A 15,090-nucleotide genomic window follows, 5' to 3' on the forward strand; every position below is an offset into this window, starting at 1 on the left:
CCCCCTACGGGTGCGGGTTAGCTATCGCAATGACATCAGTGAAAAAGTCGGGTCGGCGAGCGGTACGTCCGATAAATCCCGCCCTGCCGCCATCCAGCGTTTCGCCAGCTTGACGGTGCGCGCATCGTTAAACGCCACCAGCTGCGTCAGTCGCCCGTTTTCATCCAGCGAGAAAAAGAGCGAATCTTCACGCGCTATCGTGTTGCTGCCCGGCTGCGGAATGCCGAGGATCTGAATATTGTGCTGGTATTGATCCGACCACAGCCACGGCGCGTCGTCGTAGCCTGGCGCATCGGGGTTGAGCATCGCTTTCGCCGTCGCCACCGCCTGATTCTGGGCAAATGCCCACGACTGAATGCACAAGCCGTAGTGGTGATGCTGAGCCACATCGCCAGCCGCAAAGATGAACGGATCCGAGGTACGCCCCTGAGCGTCCACCACGATCCCGCGCCCGGTATGAAGCCCCGCATCGCGCGCCAGTTCCAGATTGAGATCGACGCCGATCCCGACCACCACCGCATCAAAGGTTTCGCGCTGGCCATCACAGTGAATAACCGGCAGGCCATTGTCGTCCTCCAGCTCCAGCGCGCCGCAGCCGGTACGGATGTCGACGCCCTGTTCGCGATGGATGGCCGCTAAGCGTTGCGATACTTCTCCGCTCACCGACCGCATGCACAGCGCGGGCTGCTGCTCGAACAGCGTGACCGTCACGCCGTTTTTGCGCGCGGAGGCGGCAATCTCAAGGCCGATCCAGCCGCCGCCCACAATCGCTAGGGTTTTACTCTGCGCCAGACGCCCCTTCAGACGCTGCGCGTCCTGCCAGTGGCGCAGGGTATAGACCTGCGGATGCGCCGCCCACGCCTCGCCCGGCAGACGCGCCCGCCCTCCGGTGGCAATCAAAAGAATGTTGTAACTAAGATGCGTACCGTTGCTTAAACGCACCGTTTTTGTCTGACGGTCGATCTGCTCCGCACGCAGTGGGCGGTACCAGGTCAGATCCAGCGCCTGCTGTGCCTCTTCGGAAAACAGCCGCGGGAGCGCCGCGTCAGGCTCCAGCAGAGACGCCTTCGACAGCGGCGGACGTTCATAGAAATCCCACGCTTCTTCCGCCACCACGCAAATCTCGCCCTCGAAGCCCTCGTCGCGGAGGGTTTTTGCCGCCCAGCCGCCCGCCTGACCGCCGCCGATAATGACAATGCGCGACGTCATACCGCCTCCGGCTTTTTCTGCTGACGGCGCGTGTCGTGGTCGATGCCGCCTTCCACCGCCCATTCGGTGAAGGAGACCAGCGAATGCTCCAGCTCGCGCGGCTGCCAGTTTTCGGTCAGGTAATCGTCGTTGGTGTAATACTCAAACGCGCCGCCGGTCGGGCTGTTGACGTACCAGAAATAGGCCGACGACACCGGATGACGGCCCGGCCCAATAAACGTGCTCCAGGCGTTTTTATTCATCGCGATACCGCCGCCGATCACCTCGTGGATGTCGCGCACCGTAAACGCAACGTGGTTTAGCCCGCGCTTGCGGTTCGGTAATTGCAGCAGGAACAGGTTGTGATGGCCGCCGCGCACGCCGCAGCGCAGGAATACGGCGCGGTTGATGTAGCGGTCAGAGACCTGGAAGCCGAGCACTTCGCGATAAAATGTCTCCACCGCGGCCAGCTCCTCAACGAAAAACACCACGTGCCCGACGTTAATCGGCTGGGCGCGATCGTAGACCGGGCTGGGGGTGTCGATTCGGCGAGCGTCTCCCCACTGGTTAATCGGCTCAACGTTCAGCTCCACGTCGGTCTGCTGGCTGACCTGCACGCGCAGCGTCATGCCGTTCGGATCGCGGCACTCCAGGACGTCACCTACTTCACGAAAGCCAGGCTGCCCGGCAAGCTTCGGGCGCAGCGCATCGAGGTCTGCCGGGGTGGCCACCGCCCAGGTCATGCGGCGCAGGGTGTTGCCCGCTTCAAAGGCTGGCGGCAGGTCGGGGCTGTCGATCGGATTAAGCTCCACGCGCGCGCCGCTCAGGGTGGTAAAACGTTGGCCGCTGGCATCGCCCGTCAGGCCAAAATCACGCATAAATTTGGCGCAGTGCGTCAGGTCTTCCACGCCAAATTCCAGCTTTTCAATTCCGGTTACACTCATCGTTCGTTGCCTCATCTGGCCCAAATTGGGCGTAAAACATGCCCGACGCACTGAAGCGCCTGACGTTAACTCACTGATTTAACTGGCCTGTGACAGGTACCCTAAGAAGCCAGAAATTTTATCTGCCGCGAGGCGAACCTCGTTCTGGAGCCGCTCGCGGTCGGTCTGCGGGATCTCCTCCGACGGCACCAGAATGCTGACCACCGCCGCCACGCGCTGGCTTCGGTCATACACCGGATAGACGATGGAAGAGATGCCGTGGCGGAAGAAAGACTCGCCAATCACATATCCGCGGGCTTTGTCCTGCTGCACCATCTGCCACAGGGCTTCGCGGTCGTGAAGCTGCCCCGGCGTGTTGCCCGGCAGCCGCTCGTGCGGGAACAGCTGTTCAAAATCGGCGCGGGAAATATCGGTCAATAACATGCGCCCAAGCGAGGTACAGTGCACCGGCAGACGGGTGCCAATGCTGACCTGATTGATACGCGACCCGGCGGCGCTGACGCGGGCAATGTAAATAATGTCGCGTCCGTCGCGGATCGCCAGATGGCTGCTGCACTGGCTGACATCGCGAAGCTGCTCGATCACCGGCTGGCCTACCTGCGCCACATCCAGCGAGGCGATGTACTCAAAGCCCAGGCGCAGCACGTTCATGCCCAGCGAGAAGGTATTGGTGCGCGCATTGCGCTCCAGAAAACCCATATACTCCAGCGTCTGCACCACGCGGTAGGCAGTGGCCTTCGGCATATCCACCAGCCGGTGTAGCTCGGCAAAGGTCAGCTCGCGATGCTGCTCGCCGAAGGCCAACAGCAGCTGCAAACCGCGTTCAAGCCCCGGCACCAGATACTTCACTTCCTGATCGTTTGCCATAATCGCCATACCTTAGTTAAAGACAAAACCGCCGTTGACCGGGATCAACTGCCCGGTGATAAACCGCGACAGATCGCTTAAGAGCCAGACCACGCTGCCGGTGACATCCTCCGGCTGCTGCGCGCCCGTTAACGCGCGGCCATTTTCGTAGAGCTGATGGCGTTCGGCGGGCACATATTCGGTGGCCTCGACGCGGGTCAGCCCCGGCGCGATAGCGTTGATTCGAATGCGTTTTTCCCCCAGCTCGCGCGCCATTGAGCGGGTCATCGCAATCACCGCCCCCTTACTGGCCACGTAGGCCATCAGGCGCGGCGCGCCCCACAGCGCGGTATCGGACGCCACGTTCACAATCCCCGCCCCTTCGCGCAGCAGCGGCACGGCGGCACGCGTCACCAGCCAGGTGCCCTTGACGTTCACGCTCATCACCCGATCCCAGAGATCCGGATCGTAATCCAGCATGTTTTTACCGCCCACGCCGGTCGCCATTGCCGCGTTGTTCACCAGACCGTCAATCTGCCCCAGTTTGCCAATGGCGCTGAATACCTGCTCGATGGACTGCGGATCGGCCAGATCGATAACGTGCGATTCGGTTACATACCCTTGCTCGCTCAGACGGTGGGCGCTTTCGGCCAGCTCGCCTTTGAGGATGTCGCACATCACCACGCAGGCACCTTGCGCAGCGCAGGCGCTGGCAAAGTGGTAACCCAGCCCGCGCGCGGCGCCGGTCACGACGATGCGCTTCCCGCTCAGCAGTCCGTTCATCAGGCGGCTCCCTGCTGCGCTTCGCGCATCGCCAGCTGTTCTTTCGCGGCCTTTTGCATCATGCGGCGCAGGCGCGAGAGCCCGACGTCGTGCTGGTAGAGGTATTCATGGTCACGGGCATTTGGCGCCAGGCTTTCCAGCACCACGCGGTCCTGCTCCAGCACTTCCCAGTGCAGTTTTTCCAGACGATTGCGGTACATAAAGCGCCACATATCGCGCTGCCAGCCCTGCACGCGGCGAATGCGCCAGAAGAAAACGCGGCAGTTGTCGTTATCTTCCGGCACCACCATGCCGACGATAAAGAAATGGCCGCCCGGTCCGAAACGCTTCTTATACGGAATGGAGAGACGCATCCAGCAGGTGCCGCTGTTGCCCAATTCCACCCAGTCGAAATTGACGCCGCTCTGCCCCTTTTTCTCGAAGATGAAGCCGGTTTTGGTCGGCTGAAGCACCATGTCGGCCTTGCGATCCCCTTCCGCCATCGAATGTGATGACGAATGCAGATAGGTGCCGTGCATCGGGTCCATGACGTTTTCCAGCGCGTACTGGTAATTGCATTTCCACGCGGCGGTGCAGAGGAAGTTGCTGAAACTGTCCGTGTCGGCGAGCTCATCCGGGAAAGTCAGCTCGTCCGGCTGCTGGTCAGCAGTGACGCCGAACCACAGGAAAATGGCGCCGTGCGCCTCCTGCACGTTATAGCTGCGCACGCACTGCTGGCCGACCAGCGGGCATTTGTCCACGGCGGGCACATCTTTCACTTCGCCATTGCCCGCCACTTCCACGCCGTGGTACCAGCAGGCAATACGGTCCCCAAGGTTCCAGCCCATCGACAGGCGTGCGCCGCGGTGCGGACAGCGGTCTTCCAGCGCCTGCACCTGGCCGTCTTTATTGCGCCAGACCACAATCTGCTCGCCCAGGCGGGTAATCCCCACCGGCGCGGACTGCACTTCCCAGCTCGCCAGTACCGGATACCAGAGGCCGCGCAGACCTTTATCCAGATAGTTTTGTACGGTAGTCGTCATCGCGTTGTCCTCAGTAGCCGTTAACCTGTAAGAATGCCTGGAAGCTGGCGTCGCTCCAGGGCTCGCCCTGCTGGTCGTGCATGCGCACCGCGTTCAGCCCGTTCACCAGCTCCGGCAAGGTTTCAACGCCCTGCTCGAAGAGATCTTCCAGCGTCGCGATCAGGTTCATCTCCCAGTTTTCCGGCTCGCGGCTGCGGGTTTGCCAGATCAGGTTCTGGTAATCGCCTGGCTTATGAATGGCACCGTTACCGCCTTCTGCAGGCGGAGTAAACTGGCGGCTTTCCGGCAGCGCCGGGTTGTAGTTCAGGGTGTCGCTCATGCCACGCTCTCCTCGACGAAGGTAATCTGGATTTGGTTTTCAAAGACCCGAACCGGGTAGCGGTTAAGGTTGCGACCACCGGGGCCATGCAGGCACTGGCCGGTTTTGACGTCGAACACCGCCTCGTGTAGCGGGCATTCCACCTTGCCATCTTCGACGAAGCCCTGGCTCAGCAAGGCATATGCGTGCGGGCATACGTCTTCCAGCGCGTAATATTCACCGTCAATCAAATAAACGCCGATCTCTTTACCGTCGACGTTGCCGCTAAAAGGGAAATCTTCCTGTACTTGTTCTGCGTCACATACGCCTATCCAGCTCATCACGATCCTCCAGGCTTTTGTTTCATATATGAAACTCTGTTTCTTATTTAATACGGTCAATATAAAAGCGATGAATGTTTCGTCAAGCGCGAATGTGACGAATTTGTTAACCAAGAGGTAATTAATTAACTAAGTGTGCAAAGGATCACGAAAAAATGCAGCGATATGAAATTTTCATTATTGCCGCGTGAAAGAATACGATTTTTCGATAGTCTAAAATTTCAAAAAACAGATATTGACTTCTTTTCTTTTTGCTCATTAAAAATAAAAAGGTGGCACGTCATCGTGTTTCACCTGTGAAACTTATTTTTACTTTATTCTTAATAAACAAAGAGTTTCACAGGTGAACCATTTTACACCCGTGACAATCACCCTGATAAAAAATATTCACACGCGCAGACATAAGGCAGGCATCATGACGGCAAGATGGCAAGGTACAATTGCACTGTTATTACTCATCATTATTTCCTACATCGACCGTGTGAATATCTCGGTAATGATTTTACACCCGGAATTTGCCGCACATTTTCAGTTAAATGAAAACAGAATGTTACAAGGAATGCTCATGAGCTGCTTTCTGCTGGGTTATGGTTTTTCGGCTTTATTATTAACGCCAGTTATTGAAAGCAAACTTCATTATCGGCAGGGATTATTAAGCAGCATTGCGATTTGGGCCGCGATCTGTGCGATTTCGCCCTTGCTCGGCTCGCTGATGGGGATGCTCATTGCGCGCGTGATTCTGGGGATTGCGGAGGGGCCGCTCTTTTCATTAAAAACGCGCTTTATCAGCGAGCGCTTTAACGCAGAAGAGATCGGCAAACCCAACGCGGTGACCGCGCTGGGTGTCTCGCTCGGGCTGGCGGTGGGCTTTCCACTGATCACCTGGCTGATGGCGCATCTGGGCTGGGCGGGATCGTTCTACGCGTTGGCCGTCATGAATCTTGTGCTGGGTGGCGGGTTAATCTGGCGCTTCCTGCCAGCGCCCCAGAGCCGGGGGAAGATGAAAAAGCCGGGATGGGTGCAGACCTTCACCCTTGCCTGGCAAACGCCGCTGCTGGGCTGGATCCTGTTGGTTGAAATCGCCACGCTGAGCTATCTCTGGGGGAGCAGCGCCTGGCTGCCCGCATGGCTGCGCGATGAACATCACTTCTCACTGCATGCTACGGGCCTGCTTGCAGCCATTCCCTTCCTGCTGAGCCTGGGGTCGAAATTTTTGGGCGGCGTGCTGCTCGACAAAATGCGCCCGGAACAGGCACCGGTGCTGTTTGTGGTGGGAGGCGCGTTAACGGCGCTGTCCGTGGTCGCGCTGATGCTCAGCCATCAGCCTGTCTGGTTGGGGATGTTTATGTTGTCCGCCAATGCTTTCTGGGGACTTCAGGGAGCTGCGATCCCTGCGGTGATCCAACATCATGCCGCGCGGGAAGCGGTGGGTAGCGCGTATGGGATCATTAATGGCATAGGGAATATCTGTGCGGCGTTTATTCCGCTACTGATGGGGGTGGTGATGAAATCGGTCGGGTCGGTCAGCTCTGGCTTTTCGGTCCTGGTCGTGTCGCAGGCGATCACCCTTCTGGCCGGAGGAATGTTGCTGCTGCGCATGCGTCGCGCAGCAGCAATCAGCGCCTAAGGCTTATTCGCCTTTTTTCGCCGCCTGAATGTAGAGCATTTCCAGTGCCAGGGTCGCTGCCGCCAGGGCTGTGATTTCGGACTGGTCATAGGCTGGCGCCACTTCCACCACGTCCATCCCGACGATGTTCAGATCCTTCAAGCCGCGCACCAGCTTGATGGCGCGGTCGGACGTCAGGCCACCGATCACCGGCGTACCGGTGCCTGGCGCAAAGGCAGGATCCAGGCAGTCGATGTCGAAGGTCAGGTAGACTGGCATATCGCCGACAATCTGCTTCACCTGCGCGATGATGTCATCCACGCCGCGATCGTTCACCTGGCAGGCATCCAGCACGGTGAAGCCGTTGTCTTTGTCGAACTCAGTACGAATACCGATCTGCACGGAGTGGTTCGGATCGATCAGGCCTTCGTTCGGTGCAGTGTAGAACATGGTGCCGTGGTCAAACTCGCAGCCGTTCGCGTAGGTGTCGGTATGCGCATCGAAATGGACCAGCGCCATTTTGCCAAAGTGTTTCGCGTGGGCGCGCAGCAGTGGCAGAGTCACAAAGTGGTCGCCACCGAAGGAGAGCATACGCTTACCGGCAGCCAACAGTTTCTCGGCGTGGGCCTGCAGCTTTTCGCTCATCTCACGCGCGTCGCCGAAGGCATACACGAGGTCACCGCAGTCAACCACGTTCAGGCGCTCGCGCATGTCGAAGTTCCACGGGAAGCGGTTGTGCTCCCAGGCCAGGTTGGTGGAAACCTGACGGATCGCCGCCGGGCCATGACGTCCACCGGCACGACCCGAGGTTGCCATATCGAACGGCACACCGGTGATCACCCAGTCAGCATCGCTGTCGTAGGGCTGGAAGTTCATCGGAAGGCGTAAAAAACCAAACGCGTTAGATACCAGAGAGTTGTCGTACTGATGACCTAAAGTGCTCATGTCCTGACCTCTTAAAAGTCGTTGCATTAGATACAGATGAAAAAAAATCCCCTCCGCGTCGTTAAACCCGACGAGGAAGGGATTGATGTCCTTACTGCTTTTGCCTAATGCTAGCCTCTGGAACGTGAAGATTCAAGCTCACTTTTCAAAACATAAATCAATTGTGTTGCCAGACTTTTACGGCTCCTAATTATTCACCATACCGATAAAATTCATTTTTAGAATTGATATTATCTTAACCCCCCCATTTCTTCGCATTATTTGCGTTTAAAAGTTTGAAGCAAAACTTAATTCATAAATTTAATAAATATACCATTTTAAAACTAGGAATATATTTAGGCTGGGACGATAGCGGTGGAGGAGATGACCTCTATACAATAGCCCCCCCAATGAAATGATATGGATATTTTTATGAATAAGTTATCTAAGCTGGCAATCCTGGCCGTTCTTTCAACCATCGGTACCGCCGCGGCAGCAGAAGATGGCACGATTACTTTTGAAGGTACTATTAGCGACGCAACCTGTACTATTACCGGCGGTGACGCACAGGGCGAATCTGAAAGCCCAGACTTTACCGTTCATTTACCTTCAATTAGTACAACCGCGCTTGCAACGGATGGACAGCGCGCGGGCGATACCCCATTCCACATTACGTTAAGCGGCGCAAACTGCACCAATGGCAAAGTTGCCAGCGTATTCTTCGAACTGGCGCAAAGCACCAATATCGATGCCACCACCGGTAACCTGAAAAATACCGTGGCTAAAGCGTCAGGCGGAGCGGAGAAAGTTCAGGTTGGTTTACTGGATTCTTCAAAAGCAAAACTGAACCTGAATACTGCAAACGATAGCGCTAAAACCGTTACGGTTGCCGGTAATACGGCTCGCTTTGATTACTGGGCACAATATGTGGCGACGGGTGGTGCATCTACTGCCGGTCAAGTCTCAACCGACGTTGTGTACTCCATTAAATATCAGTAATCGCGCGCACCGCGGGTTTATCCGCTAAAAGTATCACCTAAAGGATTAGGCCAGATGTTAAAAAAACTTGTTATATCTTCTGTATTCATGATGACGCTGGCCTTTTCCTTTGCGGCCAGTGCAACGATTCAAATTATGACGACCCGCGTGGCATTCAACGCCGGGGAGAAAGAACAAACGATTCGTATTAATAACGTCAGCAAAGCGCCTGAACTGGTTCAGGTGTGGCTTTCCAGCACCGATAAGAGTGACGGCATCGCCAAAGAAGATTTGCCTTTCTTTATCACCCCACCGGCGGCCAGAATTAACGGCCAAAAGGGGAAAGTTTTCCGCATATTCCAGACGGAAGGCGCCGCCGCGAAATATCCAAAAGATCGTGAAACGGTTCTGTGGCTCAATGTCCTGGATATTCCGCCTGAAATGGCGGAAGACGTAGATAAAAATCAGCTAAAGATGGCGTTCAGAACGCTGATTAAATTTTTCTATCGCCCGGTTGGTCTGAAAGGTAATCCGATGAAAGCGGCGGATGAATTAACCTGGCAATTGAAAAAAGCAGCCAACGGTTATGACGTCGTTGGAACAAATAATTCACCTTTCCATGTAAGCATGACAAATGTCTGGCTCAGAGATGCTCAGGGTAAAGATGTCATGATTGATGGCGAGATGATCGCGCCATATAGCACGCTGGTATATCACTTCCCGCAGGTTAACGCCGTGCAGGGGAAAGGGACATTCCAATACAATTATATTACCGATCTGGGTGCCTATATTAAGCGCACGTATAACTTCTGATTAGTAATCATATTGACCAGGACGGTGATATGTCGATGTTTTACAAGAAAACTAACATTCTGCGGGTGATTAGTGGCTTTGTCATTTCGGTGACCATTGCGCCACTCGCAGTATATGCCAGTGATACCAGTAAGCCGATGACATTTTCTCGTGGGTTTATGAAGTATTACGATAGCGGAATCGATCTGACACAATTTGACGGCGTTGAAAAAATACTGCCGGGGAAATATACGCTTGAGGTTTACAGCAACCTCAAGCCGGTTAATACCTGGACCGTTACCTTTGTGGCTGCAAATAATGAGCAGGGATTCAACGCCTGCATGACGCCCGAAATGGTCGTCCGCTTTGACGTCGACACATCAAAACTTCCCCCCGACTGGAAGCAGAATACCTGCATTATTCTCCCTGAGCTGATTAAAGGCGCGACGGTTAATTATAATGCGGTAGAAGAACAGCTGGATGTCACGATTCCTCAGGCAATGCTGCTGAATACGCCTGCGGGTTACGTAAGCCCGGAGTTATGGGATAACGGCGTACCGGCGCTGATGTCCTCCTATACCCTTAGCGCCACCAGTTCACGTTATCGCCCCGCTCAGGACAACGCGACCTATCTCTACAGCAATTTGCACAACACCCTCGCACTGGGGGCATGGCGTTTTACGACCTACGACAGCCTGAGCTCCGGCAGCGACACGGAAAATACCGGCGTACAGCATATCCAGGCCTATGCAGAGCGGGCCATTGCGCCGCTGCAATCGCAGATAGTGCTGGGCGATCTGAACACCACCGGTGATTTTTTTGACACTACCGCCCTGCGTGGCGTTCGTCTCGCCACGGACGATCGCATGCTTCCCGACTCGGTACGCAACTATGCCCCGGTGGTGCGCGGCATCGCCAACAGCAACGCCACGGTGACCATCAAGCAGGCTGGCAACACCCTGTATGAAAAAGTGGTGCCGCCTGGGGAGTTCGCCATCAGCGATCTCTATGCGACAGGCTATAACGGCGATCTTGAGGTCACCGTTAAAGAGACAAACGGCAAAGAGTCCTACTTCGTGGTCCCCTACTCCAGCGTGCCGCAGCTGCTGCGCGAAGGTTACTCCCGCTACTCTGTGGCTGCGGGTGAAATCCGCGATACCTGGCTGAAAGAGGATCCGAAAGCGGTTGAGGGCACGTTTCAGTACGGCTTATTCAATAACTTTACCGGCTACGTTGGCGGACAGAGCGCGTTCGAAGGTGATTATGCGGCGCTGATGACCGGTTTTGCGATTAACACCCGTCTGGGCGCATTAGGCGTAGACGTGACGCGCTCTTTCACCCGCTTCGAGGGGCAGCCGGACACCGCAGGCTGCGGCACGTTCTGCAATATGAGCCTGCGCATTAGCCTGGCGAAGACCCTCCCGACAACCGGGACGAACTTCAGCCTGATTGGCTATCGCTACTCCAGCGCGAATTTTTACTCCCTGAGCGACGCGGTCAGCCTGAAGCGCTCGATTGAAGCCGATGAAGAAGACTTTCTCCCGGAACGCTATCGCGAGCGACTGGAAGCCAACATCAACCAGACGCTTCCCGCCGGTTGGGGAAGCTTCTACGTCAGCGGGTTTGTGGGCAACGTCTGGAATAACGAGCAGGGCCGGAATGAAAAGTCGAACTTCGTGCTGGGCTACAACAACCAGTTTGGCATCACGACCTGGGGGATCTCCCTTGGCCGCACCAATAACGACGATGGCGACCACGAAGATACGCTCTACCTGAACGTGAGCATGCCGCTTGGCCACCACTACGAGAAGCAGGCTCGCCTGGGGGCCAACTTTAGCTATAACAGCGAAGAAGCCAACTTCCGTACCTCGCTGAACGGCTCCGCCGGGGAACGCTCACAGTTTGGCTTTGGCGGCTATTTCAGCCAGTCCAACACGCCGGAAACTAACTTCGGCATGAACCTCTCCTACACGGGCGAGAGCGCCTCGGGCGGGATGACCTACAGCCAGTCCCGAGACTCCTTTATGGGAGGGGTCAACCTGAACGGCGGCGTGGTGGTGCATGAAGGCGGCATCAACTTTGTGCCGACCCTCGCAGACACCATTGGCATCGTGGAAGCAAAAGGCGCAGAAGGCTCTCGCATCTACCCGGATTCCCAGGCCGTCATCAAAGACAACGGCTACGGCATTGTCGGGTATCTGGTGCCTTACAAGTACAACGAGGTGTACGCCGACCCGAAAGGCACCGCGTATACCGTCGAGGTCGACGACACCCGCCGAACCATCGTGCCAACCTCCGGCGCGGCAGTGCTGATCAAAATGGACACCCAGGCCAATCGCCAGAGCTTTGTGCGCTTTATGCAGCCTTCCGGCGAAGTGATCCCATTTGGTGCGTCGGTACTGGACGAATCGCACAACGCGATCGGCATGGTCGGTCAAAACGGCGTGGCGATGGTGGCGCTTAAGGAAGGCCAAAACGTCTTTACCCTCCAGTGGAAGAAAAATAAAAAGCCCGCGCAGTGCGGTGCGCGTTATGTGAAGCAAGGCACTGAGGACCGACCAACCGAGGAAGAAGCGTTTAAGGCTATTGAAATTACCTGCATCAATAACGGGGCAACACCATGAAACGGATTTTTACGGCTGCGCTGATTCTTTTATCCACGGCGTTTATCTCTTTAACGTGCAACAACGCCTATGCGGCGTTGTGCACCCTCACGTCCCCGTTGGCGACGCTGAATATCATGGACGACATCACGCTTAACGTCATAAAGCAGCGTGAAGTCGGCAAGGTTTTATGGAGCAAAACCTATCAGGTGCCGGACGTCAGCTACACCTGCGACGCGTCCACCCAATCTTCATGGCATTCAAGCTATTCGCGAAGCTATATCCGTTCGCAGATTGATCATGTCTATAACACCGAAATCCCGGGGATAGGCATTCGTATGCGATGGCCCACGCAGACCGAATCTTCATGGCTGCCGGGTAACTCGGGTTCGCCGACCACGTGCTCCACCGGTTGTGGAGTGAAAAACAGTACGGTTCTGGTGGAAATGGTCCAGACCGGTTCGATGCCTGAAGGGGAATACTTTATTCCAGCGGGTAAGGTGGCCGAAGCACTGGTGATCCCGTCCGCCGATGAAAGCGAAAAACTGCCGATTATGGCCATCAACTTTGGTGTTGCCATTAAGGTGGTTACCGCCTCGTGCTCCATTTACCCCTCAGCGACGAACGTCGATTTAGGCACCTATAACATCGCCGATTTTCAAAACGACGATACTTTTCAGGGTGTTAAAAAAGACTTCAGCATCACCGTGGGCTGCCCTTCTACGGAACAAATTGGCATCACTTTCAACTCCTTAATTAACACCCCTTTAGGCGCGTTGACCGGTGTGATCGGCGTTGAAAGCGGCGATGGCTATGCAAGCAATTTTAGTATTCGCCTTTTTGAGAAGAACTCAACCGCGATCACGCTGGGTAAGGAGAAGGTCTATACCGCCTCCACGCTCACCAAAAACTATCAGGCACAAATCTATGTTGGCGGCGGGGTCGATCGTAAGACGGCCCTCACCCCCGGCAAAGTTGTCGGCGCCGTTCAATACACCGTTGTCATTAAATAACGCTCAGGGAGAGAGTGATGCGTTGTCATTTTAAAATCAAAAACGTCCTGTTTTTACTGCCTTTATTACAGGTGGCCCATGCCGCCATACTGCCCTCAGTTCAGAACAAGCAGGAACTTGACCGCCTGGAGCGGCAGAGTAACCAGTATCTGATTGAAGAGGCGAAAAGAACGGAAGCGTTGCTGCAACAGCAGCGCGCAATTCGCGGCGAAGACGCGGAGACCGGCCTGCCGGCAAATTCATCGTGGAAGTTCAACGTAACCCGGATCGAGATCCTCGACGATCATCTGTTCGACGGATCACCGCAGCGCGAGGAGATCGTCCAGCGCTATCTGGGTAAGGATCTGGGTAAATCTGACATTTTCACCTTAGTGAAAGAGTTAACGGATTTTTATATTTCCCGTGGCTATGCCACCACTCTTATCAGCATCGACCCCGGCAACATCAAGAGCGGTACGCTTAAGCTTCGCGTGCTGTGGGGAAAGATTAACGATTTTAAGGTGAACGGCCAGACACCAGGCCTGCGTGATAGCACGCGTCTTTTTACCGCCTACCCGTTTGCCAAAGACAAGATCCTCAATATGCAGGATGTCGACCAGATGGTTGAGAACCTTATGCGGGTCTCGGAGAGGGATAATATTAGCGTTGAACCCTCAATCATTAATGGCTATTCCGATCTTAACCTGATTCATCAGCCCTCATTTCCGATTGACGCGGCGGCGGGGTTAAATAACTCCGGGAGCAAATCAGAAGGCTGGCAGCAATATTACGGCAGCCTGACGGCAAAAAATATTGCCGGGTTAAACGACATCTTTAATGCGTATTACTCCTGGAACGATCTGAAAAATAATAATGATAAACAGGACTCCTGGTCATTTAGCTACAGCGTGCCGCTGGGCTATTGGGGTTTTGATACCAGCTATTACAAATCCGAATACGAAAAAGGCATCGACGGCGGCTTCGGCATTTACGATTCCGATGGCACGTCGGAGCGTGCATCCCTGCGTATCAGCCGCATGCTGATGCGTGGCGCAACGGGCAAAACCAGCGCCTGGATGAAAGTCGAACGCCGGGATAACTACAACGGCATCGAAAACGCGCGCATTGACGTTAGCTCAAAAACCTACACCTCGCTGGCGTCGGGCCTGACCTACGTTGGCGCCATGGGCGGTGGCTGGTTCTATGGCGATCTGAGCGTCACCGCGGCGGTGCCGTGGTTTGGTTCAGCCCGCGACGGCGATAAAGACCTTGAGGGTTTCGACGTCGATTATCTGAAATACAACGGCATTGCCTCCTGGACGCGCCCGCTCGCTAAGTTTGGCCGACTCGGCATGACCTACGAGCTGAACAGCGGTTTTCAGTACACGCCGGATGTGCTGGTGAGTGATGCCAAAGTGACTATCGGCGATGAATACACCGTTCGTGGTTTCAAAGACGATAACGTGATGAGCGACAGCGGCGCGTGGATTGCCAATAGCCTGCAGTTTCCTTTCGATATTGGACTGGCCGGTATTTACCAGCTGACGCCCTATATTGGCTACGACGTTGGCTTCACAAAAGATAATTGCCCGAAAGGCGTCAATGTCTGCGACAGCCAATTCATGATGGGCGCATCAGTGGGCGTTAAAGCCACTGGCAGCCATTTCTCTTCCTACGTTATGGCAGGGTGGCCCGTTAAAAAACCAGACTCAATGGAAGAAGAAACCGTCGATAACACGGTGGTTTATTACAAAACGGAAATTAACTTCTAAC

Annotated in this window: 14 protein-coding genes; 6 read left to right on the top strand and 8 right to left on the bottom strand. The window is 55.3% G+C overall.

All coding sequences use genetic code 11. The features are described 5' to 3' along the window. Positions 1-21: 21 nt before the first annotated feature. The 7 genes from G0034_RS18855 to G0034_RS18885 form a co-directional block, all read right to left on the bottom strand. Positions 22-1,209 carry an NAD(P)/FAD-dependent oxidoreductase gene (locus tag G0034_RS18855; protein WP_179121189.1) on the bottom strand — a complete coding sequence of 396 codons (1,188 nt, stop codon included), beginning with the start codon at positions 1,207-1,209 and terminating at the stop codon, positions 22-24. Further along, on the bottom strand, positions 1,206-2,132 hold the full coding sequence (locus G0034_RS18860; protein ID WP_179121190.1) for a VOC family protein: 927 nt from the start codon (positions 2,130-2,132) through the stop codon (positions 1,206-1,208). The genes G0034_RS18855 and G0034_RS18860 overlap by 4 nt, the downstream gene beginning before the upstream one ends. A 78-nt stretch (positions 2,133-2,210) precedes the next feature. Then, positions 2,211-2,999, bottom strand: coding sequence for an IclR family transcriptional regulator (locus tag G0034_RS18865; RefSeq protein WP_014885170.1), 789 nt, complete (start codon positions 2,997-2,999; stop codon positions 2,211-2,213). Positions 3,000-3,011: 12 nt separating this feature from the next. Next, the gene (locus tag G0034_RS18870; protein WP_014885171.1) at positions 3,012-3,761 is read right to left on the bottom strand and encodes an SDR family oxidoreductase; all 750 of its coding nucleotides are present in this window, start codon (positions 3,759-3,761) and stop codon (positions 3,012-3,014) included. Then, positions 3,761-4,783, bottom strand: a complete 1,023-nt coding sequence (locus G0034_RS18875; protein WP_014885172.1) for a Rieske 2Fe-2S domain-containing protein — start codon at positions 4,781-4,783, stop codon at positions 3,761-3,763. Before G0034_RS18875 ends, G0034_RS18870 begins: the two co-directional genes overlap by 1 nt. Positions 4,784-4,793: 10 nt before the next feature. After that, on the bottom strand, positions 4,794-5,102 hold the full coding sequence (locus G0034_RS18880) for a recombinase-like helix-turn-helix domain-containing protein (RefSeq protein WP_014885173.1): 309 nt from the start codon (positions 5,100-5,102) through the stop codon (positions 4,794-4,796). After that, positions 5,099-5,422: a Rieske (2Fe-2S) protein gene (locus tag G0034_RS18885; RefSeq protein ID WP_014885174.1), complete on the bottom strand. Its 324-nt coding sequence runs from the start codon at positions 5,420-5,422 to the stop codon at positions 5,099-5,101. The genes G0034_RS18880 and G0034_RS18885 overlap by 4 nt, the downstream gene beginning before the upstream one ends. Before the next feature lie 415 nt (positions 5,423-5,837). On the opposite strand from G0034_RS18885, the gene G0034_RS18890 reads away from it, so the two are divergent. Next, the gene (locus G0034_RS18890) at positions 5,838-7,049 is read left to right on the top strand and encodes an MFS transporter (RefSeq protein WP_179121191.1); all 1,212 of its coding nucleotides are present in this window, start codon (positions 5,838-5,840) and stop codon (positions 7,047-7,049) included. 3 nt (positions 7,050-7,052) lie between these two features. Here the strand turns inward: G0034_RS18890 and speB are convergent, their stop codons facing one another. Next, on the bottom strand, positions 7,053-7,973 hold the full coding sequence (gene speB / locus G0034_RS18895) for an agmatinase (protein WP_002434404.1): 921 nt from the start codon (positions 7,971-7,973) through the stop codon (positions 7,053-7,055). A gap of 411 nt (positions 7,974-8,384) precedes the next feature. Here speB and G0034_RS18900 point away from each other — a divergent pair, with 411 nt between their 5' ends. Genes G0034_RS18900 through G0034_RS18920 form a run of 5 tightly spaced genes read left to right on the top strand, consistent with a single transcriptional unit; the run spans position 8,385 to position 15,089 of the window. Further along, positions 8,385-8,951 carry a fimbrial protein gene (locus G0034_RS18900; RefSeq protein ID WP_228371844.1) on the top strand — a complete coding sequence of 189 codons (567 nt, stop codon included), beginning with the start codon at positions 8,385-8,387 and terminating at the stop codon, positions 8,949-8,951. Positions 8,952-9,005: 54 nt separating this feature from the next. Further along, on the top strand, positions 9,006-9,743 hold the full coding sequence (locus G0034_RS18905; RefSeq protein ID WP_014885177.1) for a fimbrial biogenesis chaperone: 738 nt from the start codon (positions 9,006-9,008) through the stop codon (positions 9,741-9,743). Between the two features lie 29 nt (positions 9,744-9,772). Continuing rightward, on the top strand, positions 9,773-12,346 hold the full coding sequence (locus tag G0034_RS18910) for a fimbria/pilus outer membrane usher protein (RefSeq protein ID WP_023337752.1): 2,574 nt from the start codon (positions 9,773-9,775) through the stop codon (positions 12,344-12,346). Next, a complete protein-coding gene (locus G0034_RS18915; RefSeq protein WP_014885179.1) occupies positions 12,343-13,338 on the top strand; it encodes a fimbrial protein in 996 nt (331 codons plus the stop codon). The genes G0034_RS18910 and G0034_RS18915 overlap by 4 nt, the downstream gene beginning before the upstream one ends. A 17-nt stretch (positions 13,339-13,355) precedes the next feature. Next, a complete protein-coding gene (locus G0034_RS18920) occupies positions 13,356-15,089 on the top strand; it encodes a ShlB/FhaC/HecB family hemolysin secretion/activation protein (protein WP_023337753.1) in 1,734 nt (577 codons plus the stop codon). Position 15,090: the final 1 nt, after the last annotated feature.

Source organism: Enterobacter sp. T2 (genome assembly GCF_010692925.1).
Lineage (GTDB): Bacteria > Pseudomonadota > Gammaproteobacteria > Enterobacterales > Enterobacteriaceae > Enterobacter > Enterobacter kobei.